11 protein-coding genes are annotated in these 8,976 nt (G+C 70.8%); 4 read left to right on the forward strand and 7 right to left on the reverse strand.

All coding sequences use genetic code 11. The features are described from left to right. Positions 1 to 1,024 (forward strand): oxygenase MpaB family protein (locus ACOADB_RS07660; RefSeq protein WP_378597367.1); only part of this gene is annotated, 1,024 nt, incomplete at its 5' end. Here ACOADB_RS07660 and ACOADB_RS07665 read toward each other — a convergent pair. Genes ACOADB_RS07665 through ACOADB_RS07685 form a run of 5 tightly spaced genes read right to left on the reverse strand, consistent with a single transcriptional unit; the run spans position 1,014 to position 6,360 of the window. Continuing rightward, entirely contained in the window at positions 1,014 to 2,036 is a 1,023-nt protein-coding gene (locus tag ACOADB_RS07665; RefSeq protein ID WP_378597368.1) for a hypothetical protein, read from the reverse strand. The genes ACOADB_RS07660 and ACOADB_RS07665 overlap by 11 nt on opposite strands. After that, a complete protein-coding gene (locus ACOADB_RS07670; RefSeq protein ID WP_378597369.1) occupies positions 2,029 to 2,565 on the reverse strand; it encodes a SigE family RNA polymerase sigma factor in 537 nt (178 codons plus the stop codon). The genes ACOADB_RS07665 and ACOADB_RS07670 overlap by 8 nt, the downstream gene beginning before the upstream one ends. Before the next feature lie 50 nt (positions 2,566 to 2,615). Then, entirely contained in the window at positions 2,616 to 3,704 is a 1,089-nt protein-coding gene (locus ACOADB_RS07675; protein WP_378597370.1) for a DNA glycosylase AlkZ-like family protein, read from the reverse strand. Positions 3,705 to 3,707: 3 nt separating this feature from the next. Next, positions 3,708 to 5,378 (reverse strand): DUF885 domain-containing protein, encoded by a 1,671-nt coding sequence (locus ACOADB_RS07680; protein WP_378597371.1) that lies wholly within the window; start codon positions 5,376 to 5,378, stop codon positions 3,708 to 3,710. A 10-nt stretch (positions 5,379 to 5,388) separates the two neighbouring features. Then, positions 5,389 to 6,360 (reverse strand): helix-turn-helix transcriptional regulator, encoded by a 972-nt coding sequence (locus ACOADB_RS07685; RefSeq protein WP_378597372.1) that lies wholly within the window; start codon positions 6,358 to 6,360, stop codon positions 5,389 to 5,391. 105 nt (positions 6,361 to 6,465) lie between these two features. On the opposite strand from ACOADB_RS07685, the gene ACOADB_RS07690 reads away from it, so the two are divergent. Then, a complete protein-coding gene (locus ACOADB_RS07690; protein ID WP_378597373.1) occupies positions 6,466 to 7,581 on the forward strand; it encodes an epoxide hydrolase family protein in 1,116 nt (371 codons plus the stop codon). 27 nt (positions 7,582 to 7,608) lie between these two features. Here ACOADB_RS07690 and ACOADB_RS07695 read toward each other — a convergent pair whose 3' ends face one another. Next, complete coding sequence (locus ACOADB_RS07695) at positions 7,609 to 7,965, reverse strand: DUF4345 family protein (protein ID WP_378597374.1); 357 nt, start codon at positions 7,963 to 7,965, stop codon at positions 7,609 to 7,611. A 106-nt stretch (positions 7,966 to 8,071) separates the two neighbouring features. Between ACOADB_RS07695 and ACOADB_RS07700 the strand changes: the two genes are divergently transcribed. Both ACOADB_RS07700 and ACOADB_RS07705 read left to right on the forward strand, forming a co-directional pair. Then, positions 8,072 to 8,350, forward strand: coding sequence for a hypothetical protein (locus ACOADB_RS07700; protein WP_378597375.1), 279 nt, complete (start codon positions 8,072 to 8,074; stop codon positions 8,348 to 8,350). Beyond that, positions 8,347 to 8,775 (forward strand): TA system VapC family ribonuclease toxin, encoded by a 429-nt coding sequence (locus tag ACOADB_RS07705; RefSeq protein ID WP_378597376.1) that lies wholly within the window; start codon positions 8,347 to 8,349, stop codon positions 8,773 to 8,775. Before ACOADB_RS07700 ends, ACOADB_RS07705 begins: the two co-directional genes overlap by 4 nt. 3 nt (positions 8,776 to 8,778) lie before the next feature. Here the strand turns inward: ACOADB_RS07705 and ACOADB_RS07710 are convergent. Then, on the reverse strand, positions 8,779 to 8,976 hold a 198-nt coding region (locus ACOADB_RS07710; protein WP_378597377.1), incomplete at its 5' end, for an acyl-CoA carboxylase subunit epsilon.

The following is an 8,976-nucleotide window of genomic DNA, read 5'->3' on the forward strand; positions in this document are numbered from 1 at the left end:
GCAGGTCCGCAGGGCCCTCGAGTACGGCGTCGGGTCGGTGCCCGACGCGCCGCCGGCCCTCATCGAGTTCTTCTCCCTCGTGGAGGCCGAGCCGGACTGGCTCGACCGGGCGCTGCTCGAGGAGGGCGCTCGCGTCTTCCGTCGCCTCGGCCAGAACGCGCAGGACGTCCTGCTCCAGCTGTCCCTCGTCGGTGGCTACCGGTTCGGTGGGCCGACCGACCTGCTCGTGGCCACGGGCGCCCTGACCGGTGGCGCGACGCTGCGTCGGCTGGCCGAGACGCAGAAGTGGGGCGCCAGCCTCACCGAGCCCGGTTCGCTGGTGGCGCCGCGCGACGGTGCGCCGGCAGGGGAGGGTTGGCGACTGACGGTGCACGTGCGCCTCATGCACGCCATGGTCAACCACGCCTTCGAGCCGAACTGGGACTCCGCCCGCTGGGGCCTCCCGATCAACCAGGCCGACCAGGCCTCGACCCTCGGGCTGTTCGACGGCGTCCTGCTCATCGGTTCGCGCGCCCTCGGCGTGCCGATCAACAAGCAGGAGTCGCGGGCCGTCATGCACCTGTGGAAGTACGTCGGCTGGCTGATCGGTGTCGACGACGACTTCCTCGTCGACGACGAGTGGGAACGCCACCGGATCGACTACCACGTGCTGCTCGCGCAGGGCCCGATGTCCGACGCCGGCCCGAAGCTCGCGCAGGCGGTCGTGGCGACGCAGGCCGAGCGCACCTACCCGGGCGTCCCGGCGCCCCTCCAAGGGCTTCGCGGCCGCTTCGAACGGGAACGGCTGCTCTCGATGCTGACCGTCTTCCTCGGCCCCGAGAGCATGCGCGAGCTCGGCCTCCCGATGCGCCCGCCCTGGGCCCACGCCTACCTCGTCGGCCTCAACACCCTGCGCTACCGCGTGCTCGGTCGCCTGCCCGGGGGCAAGGACCGGCTGACGCGCTGGGGCAAGCGTCGTACCCAGTGGGTGCTGGACAGCTACTTCGAGGGCAAGCCCGAGGACATCGGAAGGATCAAGGCCTGAGACCCAGCTGTTCCATCGTGATCGGGATGGCGCGAGCCTCCTCGGGGAGCCGGCCCTCCCAGCGGAGGTGGCCGCAGCCAGAATCGACGAACCGCGTGACATCACCGTGATCGGTGGCGACGACGAGATACTGCGGCGGGTCCTGCGTCTCGCACGTCTCGCCGGATGCGGGCAGTGGACGGGGGTCCTGCCACGCGTCGTCCAGCGCTGCGACCTGGCGGTCATCGAGCGCACCGCTGTCCGGTGAGCACGCGATCGCCGACGTCAGGTGTTCGCGGCCCGGTGTTGCGGGGGACGGAGCGGTCCACTGGTCGCAGGAGAGCGGACCCTCGTACGGCCGGGTGTAGTCGAGGCGGTCGCGCTGCTCGCCCAGGGCGGCCAGGTAGGCGTCCGCCAGGAACCCGCCGTCGACTGCGTGGTCGTCGAAGCTGATCGGTGAGCACGGGGCGGTCGGGACCAGCACGGTGCTGCCGTCGGCGTAGCTGAACTGCAAGGACTGGCGGGTGGCGACGAAGTCGATCGCGGCACATCGTCCGGGATCGAAGGGCTCGATGTTCTCCAACTGGTCGGCGAACTCCGCGAAGTCGCCGACGAGGGCGTCCATCCCACCCAGTACTGCCTCACGAGCGCGCACCAGTTCACGCGACAACGACCCGGGTTGGCCGGCAGCATCGGGATCGGGGCACAGGCGCACACTCGTCAGCCCGCGCAGGTCATCGACCTGCATGTTGGCGTCGTTGAGCTCGGGCAGCGTCGCCGGACAGGCGGGGGCGTCGTAGGGCGCGGTCGTCCCGGTGCTGTCCGCAGCGCGATCGTCGTCCGGCCCCTGGGTCGCGACCACCGCGACGGCGCCGATGACGGCGATCGTCGCTGCGGCGGCGCCGAGGCCGACCAGGCGGTGGCGGTGGCGTGCGCGACGTGCAGCCGTGCTGACCACCTGCGGGTCGAGGCTCGAGGCGTCGTCGGGGACCGCGGCCCGGAGCAGGCTGCGGAGCTGGGTCTCGTCAGTCATGGGTGTCCTCCAGGAGTCCGGATGTGCGGAGGGCGCGCAGGGCACGCGAGGTCTGGCTCTTGACCGTGCCGGCGCTGATGCCGAGCGCCTCGGCGGTCTGGGCCTCGGAGAGGTCGTCGAAGAACCGGAGCACGACGACCGCTCGCTGTCCGCGCGGCAGGCCGGCCAGTGCCACCAGCACGTCCCGGCGCACGCCGGGGTCGTGGCCGCGGTCGAGGGCACCGGAGGCCGGACGGTCGGGCAGTGTGCCCGTGGGCACCTCGCCGTTCCAGCGCCGCCGCCACCAGTCGGTGTAGGTGGTGAGCATCGTTCGTCGTACATAGGCATCGACGGCACCGCCGTCGATGCGGTCCCACCGGCGCCAGCACTTCATCAGCGCCGTCTGGACGAGGTCCTCGGCCTTGTGGCGGTCGCCCGTCAGCAGCCACGCGCTGCGCCACAGCGCCTGGCTGCGGGCAGCGACGTACTCCTCGAACGTCGGCGCATCGCCGGTCCTCTCGTTGACGAGCACGGGAACAGCCTCGCGCATCTCACCACCTCCACCCCTCAGGACGGGCTGGCGTCGACGGATGGTTGTCGTCAGCCGCGGACGACCTCCATGCCCAGCCAGTCGGCGAGCGCCTGCACCTCGGCCTCGACGGCGTCACCGATGGCCGGGTCCCACGCGAAGTCCTCGTGGACGGCATGCACCCGCAGCGTCCGGGTCTTGCGATCGGCCTTCGCGTCGAGCTTCCCGACCAGCCGGTCGTCGTACAGGATCGGGAGGGCGAAGTAGCCCCAGCGGCGCTTCGCGGCCGGCTTGTACATCTCCAGGACGTACTCGAACCCGAACAGCTCCTGCGCCCGGTCGCGGTCGTACACGAGGCGGTCGAACGGTGACAGGAGGGCGCACCGACCCTCGAAGGGCTCCTCGGACGCAGCGAGTGCGTCGCTGTCGACCCGCCACGTCCCGGAGGCGCCCTCCACCTCGGCCTCCTCCCCGATGTCGCCGACCTCGACGAACTCGGAGAACTGGGCGGCCGGCCTGGCGCGGGCGATCCCGAGGGAGGCGAGGCGCCGACCGGCGAGCTCGACACAGGCGTCTTCGTAGGACGGAACGGTGAGGTCGGCGGGATGGACCCGCTCGGCCAGGTCGAAGCAGCGCAGCCGTCCCCGTCGTCCGCTGATGGCGAGCTCGCCGAACATCATCAGGAACTCCAGCATGAGCACGACGTTCTTGTCGTTGGTCCAGCCCGTCGACTGCCACGGCTCGACCGCAGTGTCGGGTACCTCGCTCGCGATCACGGGTCCGGTGTCGCGCACCCGGGCCAGCACATCGGCCCGGAAGGCGGCGTTGGCGCCCATCCACTGCAACGCCCGGTCGTGGCGGCCCCAGCGGCGCACGGTCGCCAGGTCCAGCACGACGTCGTCCATCACCCGGACGTACGAACCGTGCTCGATGAGCGAGCGCTCCTGCTCGAGCGCGAAGCGCAGGTCCGAGGGGGCGTAGCCGGTCCCGAGGCGCGACCACGCGACCAGGTCGACGTTCGGCGCGATCGCGGCCGTCGGGTCGACCTGCAGCAGGGTCAGGTGGTCGACGGTCGCCACCAGCGACTCGGGCCGCCACGCGTCCAGCAGCTGCGCCCGGACGGCGATCCGCCGGGCCTGCTGGGGATCGAGCCGGAGCACGGCTCAGAGCCTGGCGAGCGCGGCCTTCAGGGGGTCGAGCCCCAGGGAGCCGAGGTCGAGCGCAGCGGTGTGGAAGGCCTTGAGGTCGAACGCGCTGCCGTGGCGCGCCTGCGCGTCCGCGCGGGCGTCGAGCCAGATCCGTTCCCCGACCTTGTACGACGGCGCCTGCCCCGGCCAGCCGAGGTAACGGTTGACCTCGAACCTGAGCGAGCCGTCGTCCATCCGGGAATGGGCCCGCATGAACTCGAAGACCCGATCGGCGTCCCAGACCTCGCCCGGCCGCCAGCCGAACGGGTTGTCCTTCGGGATCGTCAGGCCGAGGTGCACGCCGATGTCGACGATGACCCGCGCTGCCCGGAAGCCCTGCATGTCGAGGAAACCGAGCCGATCGCCCGGATCGGCGAAGTAGCCCAGCTCGTCCATCAGCCGTTCGGCGTACAACGCCCATCCCTCGCCGTGGCCGCTGACCCAGCAGAGCAGCCGCTGCCAGCGGTTGAGCAGTTCGGCCTGGTGGACGACCTGCGCGCACTGCAGGTGGTGGCCGGGCACGCCCTCGTGGAAGACCGTGGTCGTCTCGCGCCACGTGGAGTACTGCTTGTGGTCGTCGGTGAAGGAGAACCACATCGTGCCGGGCCGGGAGAAGTCCTCGGTGGGCGGGGAGTACCAGGCGCCGCCGTCGTTGGTGGGAGCCACCTTGCAGTTCAGGGTGCGGATCGGGTCCGCGATGTCGAAGTGCACGCCGTCGAAGTCGGCGAGGATCGCATCGGACTTGGCCTGCATCCACGCCTGGAAGGCCTCACGGCTGCCGCAGTCGCGGGCCGGGTCGGCATCGAGCGCGGCCACGGCGTCGGCGACGGAGCCACCGGTGACGATCCGCCGGGCGGTCGAGGCCATGTCGTCCTCGATCCGCTTGAGCTCCTCCCAACCCCAGGCGTAGGTCTCCTCGAGGTCCACGGTGGCGCCGAGGAAGTAGCGCGAGGCGAGGGAGTACGCCTCCCGGCCCACGCCGTCGGTCTCGCGGCCCCGGGGCCGGAGGTCGGTCTCGATGAACCGGCCGAACTCGGCGTACGACGACGAGGCGGCCTCGGCCGCCCGGGTCAACCCGGGCTTCAGGGCATCGGGTGCGGCGCTGACGGCCTGCTGGAAGTAGTCACCCGCCGTGCCCTCCTGCCCGGTCCAGCCGCGCACCTGGCTGGCCACCTCGGCGTACTGGCGCCGCGCGGAGACCCGGCCGGCGTTGGCTTCCTCCAGGAGGGTGGCCCGGTAGCCGTCGAGGGCGGCGGGGACGGCGTCCAGTCGCTGGCCGATCGCCTCCCACTCGTCGGTGGTGCCGGTCGGCATCAGGTCGAAGATCTCGCGGACCGCGTGGATCGCGCTGCTGATGACGGAGAACTCGCTGCGGTCGATCCGGGCGTCCGCGCGCTCGACGGTGAGCCCGACGCGTTCGAGGAAGGCGTCCTTGGCGACCTGCTCGCGGGCGTCGCTCACCTCCAGGGCGGCGACGTCGGCCAGGGCGCGGCGGTGCAGCTCCTCGCTGGCAGCGAAGCCGTCGGGGGAGAAGTCGGGCAGTTCGTGCTCGTGGCCGGGGATGCCGGCATACGTCGCGGTCAGGGGGTCGAGTGCGGCCACGTCCTCGACGAATTGGTCGGTCCGGGCGTCCACGAGTCGCGTCATGACGGGAACCCTAGGGCGCCGTCCCGACAAGGGCACGCGCATATCGGTCGGCCAGGACCCGGAGATGGTCCACGAGCGCCGGTGGCGACTCGACCGTGAAGTCCAGTCCGAGCATGCCGATCCAGACCGCGACGATCTCGAGGCTGTCGCCACCCGTGACCAGGACACAGCGTCCGTCCTCGCGGGCCTCGACCACACCGACCGCCGGATTGATCCGGGCCAGGACCTCGTCGGCGGGCGCGTCGATCACGAGCCGGGCGTGCACCGCCCAGCCCGTCCGGGCCACCTCGCGCACCACGAGCTCGGTCAGGTCGCCCGGCAGGGGAGCAGGGGTGAAGGCGCGCCCGCCGGGGAGGCGGAGCGTCAGCCAGTCGACCCGGTACGGCGACCAGTCGCCCGTGGACGGATCGCGGCCCACGACGAACCACCGCCGTTGCCACGCCACCATCCGGTACGGCTCGAACTCGATCCGCTCGTCCAGGTCGTCACGGCGATAGAAGACGCGCAGGCCGCGATGGTCACGGATCGCCGCCGCGATCTCGGTGAGCACGCCGGGATCGACCTCGGGGTCCTCGACGTTGGAGTCGGTGTTGACCGGACCCGCCTCGGTGGCGTCGCGGAGGCTGGCGATGTGGCGTCGCAGCCGGTCGGGCAGGACGTGCTCCAGCTTGGTGAGTGCCCGAGAACCGCTGTCCTCGAAGCCCGCGACGCCGGTGACCGTGCGCAGCCCCACGGCCACCGCCACGGCTTCCTCGTCATCGAGCAGCAGCGGCGGCAGCTTCGCTCCGACCCCCAGCCGGTAGTGGCCGGCTCGGCCTCGCTCGGCCTCGATCGGATAGCCCAGCTCGCGCAGCCGACCGATGTCGTTGCGCACCGTCCGGTCGGTCACCCCGAGCCTCTCGGCGATCTCCGGAGCGGTCCATTCGGCACGCGTCTGGAGCAGCCCGAGCAGTTCCAGGACCCGTCCCGAAGTTTTCTTCACAGGGCTGTTCTAACAGGAACGAAGGGTTCCGGATTGCCTCATAACGTCGTGTTCAAGAGGAAGGGCCCCCACCGACCAGGCCCACCCCAACCGAGAGGCACGACGATGACCGAGCAGATCACCCCCTTCAAGATCGACGTCCCCCAGGCCGACCTCGACGACCTGCAGGCCCGGCTGGAGCGCACCCGCTTCGCCCCGGCCGTGCCCGGCGACTCGTGGGACTACGGCACCCCGGAGTCCTACCTGCGCGACATGGTGGAGCAGTGGAAGTCCTTCGACTGGCGCAGCGTCGAGGCCCGCCTCAACGAGCACGCCGGGTACGTCACCGAGATCGACGGCCAGCGGATCCACTTCCTGCACGTGCGCTCCGCGGTCGAGGGCGCGACGCCCCTCCTGCTGGCCCACACCTACCCCGGTTCGGTGCTCGACTTCCTCGACATGATCGACCCGCTCGTGAACCCCGAGGCACACGGCGGAAAGGCCGAGGACGCCTTCCACGTCGTCGTACCGTCGATGCCCGGGTTCGGCTGGTCCACCCCCGTGGTCGACACCGGCTGGACGATGCGCCGGGTCGCGGCGGCGTACGACGTCCTGATGCGCCGGCTCGGCTACGACGCCTACGGCGTGCACGGCAGCGACGGCGGTGCCATGGTCGGCCGCGAGCTGGCGGTCCTGAACCCCGAGGGCTTCCTCGGCGCCCACGTCCTGCACCTGTTCTCGTTCCCGTCCGGTGACCCGTCGGAGTTCGAGAGCTTCGGACCCAAGGAGTACGCCGCGCTCGAGCACATGCAGTGGTTCCAGTCCGTCGGCGGCTACAACCAGATGAACGGCACCCGCCCGCAGACGATCGCGGCCGGTCTGGCCGACTCGCCGGTCGCAGTGCTGGCCTACAGCGAGCTGTTCGAGAGCTTCGGCAACGGCACCAGCCTCGTGAAGCCCGAGCAGGTGCTCGCCCAGGCGACGCTCTACTGGCTGACCAACACCTACGGGTCGGCCGCGCGCTACCACTACGAGGAGGGCCACTCCGGCGCCGAGCCGGTCGTCAGCCAGGGACGGATCGGCGTCGCCGTCTTCAAGGACGACTTCCAGACGATCCGCTCGCTCGCCGAGCGCGACAACGCGAACATCCAGCACTGGTCGGAGTTCGCCGCCGGTGGCCACTTCGCCGCGATGGAGGTGCCCCAGGACGTGGTCGGCGACCTCCGGGCGTTCTTCGCCTGAGCGCCGCTTCCCAGCGCCCGGTCGGCCTCAGGCCGACCGGGCGCTTCGGCGTGCACCAAGCAGCAGCGCGGCGGCCGCGGCGGCCTCGAGCGCGATGAAGCCGGCCATCGTGGGGCTCGGCCGGCCCTCGAAGGCGGAGGACGCTGCACGGCCGGCCGCCATGCCGGCGGTGGCGATCCCGACTGCGTTCGCAGAGGCCGGGTTGGCGACCAGCGCCGCGGCGAGACCAAGGGGCAGGCCGCCGTACACGGCACGGATCTCGGTGCGCGAGTCCGCATTCGGGGCCGTGAGCCCGGTGGTGGCAGGCACCACGGAGGGCTTGAAGAAGGAGGCGATGCCGAGGCCGGCGTAGCCCGCGGCGCCGAGAGCAATGAGGGGATTCATGCCGTCATCGTCCCGCGTGGATCGTCAGCGCACCATGACCTCGGAGGTCATCGGCACAGTTCGGGTGATGCGGGTGATGCATCCATGGTGATGCTAGGATCATCACGTGCGTACGACGGTGAACATCCATGACGGACTGCTCGACACGGTCAAGCGGCACGCGCTGGAGCATCACCGCACGTTGGGCGACGTGATTGAGGAAGCCCTCCACCGCTACCTCCTGGTCATCGACCAGCCGCGGGAGCAGGGCCCACCGCTTGCCGTGTTCCGACGCGGAGGTGGCGCGCGGCCGGGAGTCGACCTGACCAGCAACGCATCAATCTACGAGGCCCTGGGCGACGAGTACGAAGACTTCGCGCGACAGACTCGGGACGACGCGTCGTGAATCTCCTCGATGTCAACGTGCTCATCGCACTGTTTCGTGGGGAGAGCGCCCATCACTCAACGGCCATGGCGTGGTGGAGTCAGGCCGACGCGATCGGCGCGCCCTTCACCGTGACTGACCCTGTCTGGGCATCGTTCGTCCGGGTCGTCACGAACCCGCGGGCGTTCGATGTGCCAGCGACCTTCGATGAGGCCTGGGCGTTTGTCGGCACCATTCGGTCCCAACCGACCTACCGCCGCTACCTGGACGCGTTCGAGCCGCTTCACGAGTTCGAGCGACTTTGTCGTGGCACCAACGCCACGGGCATTCTGGTCACGGATGCCTACATCGCCGCTTGTGCCTCGGCGATCGGAGCGACCGTGGTCACCTTCGACCGCGACTTCCGCAAGTTCGACGGACTGCGTGTCCTCGAACTCAGCGTCTGACGGTCAGCGCGGCAGGGCGCTGGCGCGCCAGGCGCCCCGGCCGTGCGCGGGGGCGCGACCGGGGTAGGTACGCAGCTTCCGTGCGGGCGAGGCCCATTCCGACTTCACCGGCTCCTCGGCCGGAGCGCCTCCGCCCAGGGCGGAGAACACGGCGACGATCGCGGCGACCTCTTCCGGGGTGGTGGACGGCGTGATGATCCG

This window comes from Nocardioides sp. CPCC 206348, assembly GCF_048654705.1.
GTDB lineage: Bacteria > Actinomycetota > Actinomycetes > Propionibacteriales > Nocardioidaceae > Nocardioides.

What these genes read in the sequence shown, in the direction of transcription:
- ACOADB_RS07690 (WP_378597373.1), top strand. Translation starts at nt 6,466, where the DNA reads ATGACCGAGCAGATCACCCCCTTCAAGATCGACGTCCCCCAGGCCGAC.
- ACOADB_RS07670 (WP_378597369.1), bottom strand. Translation starts at nt 2,565, where the DNA reads ATGCGCGAGGCTGTTCCCGTGCTCGTCAACGAGAGGACCGGCGATGCG.
- ACOADB_RS07695 (WP_378597374.1), bottom strand. Translation starts at nt 7,965, where the DNA reads ATGAATCCCCTCATTGCTCTCGGCGCCGCGGGCTACGCCGGCCTCGGC.
- ACOADB_RS07680 (WP_378597371.1), bottom strand. Translation starts at nt 5,378, where the DNA reads ATGACGCGACTCGTGGACGCCCGGACCGACCAATTCGTCGAGGACGTG.
- ACOADB_RS07665 (WP_378597368.1), bottom strand. Translation starts at nt 2,036, where the DNA reads ATGACTGACGAGACCCAGCTCCGCAGCCTGCTCCGGGCCGCGGTCCCC.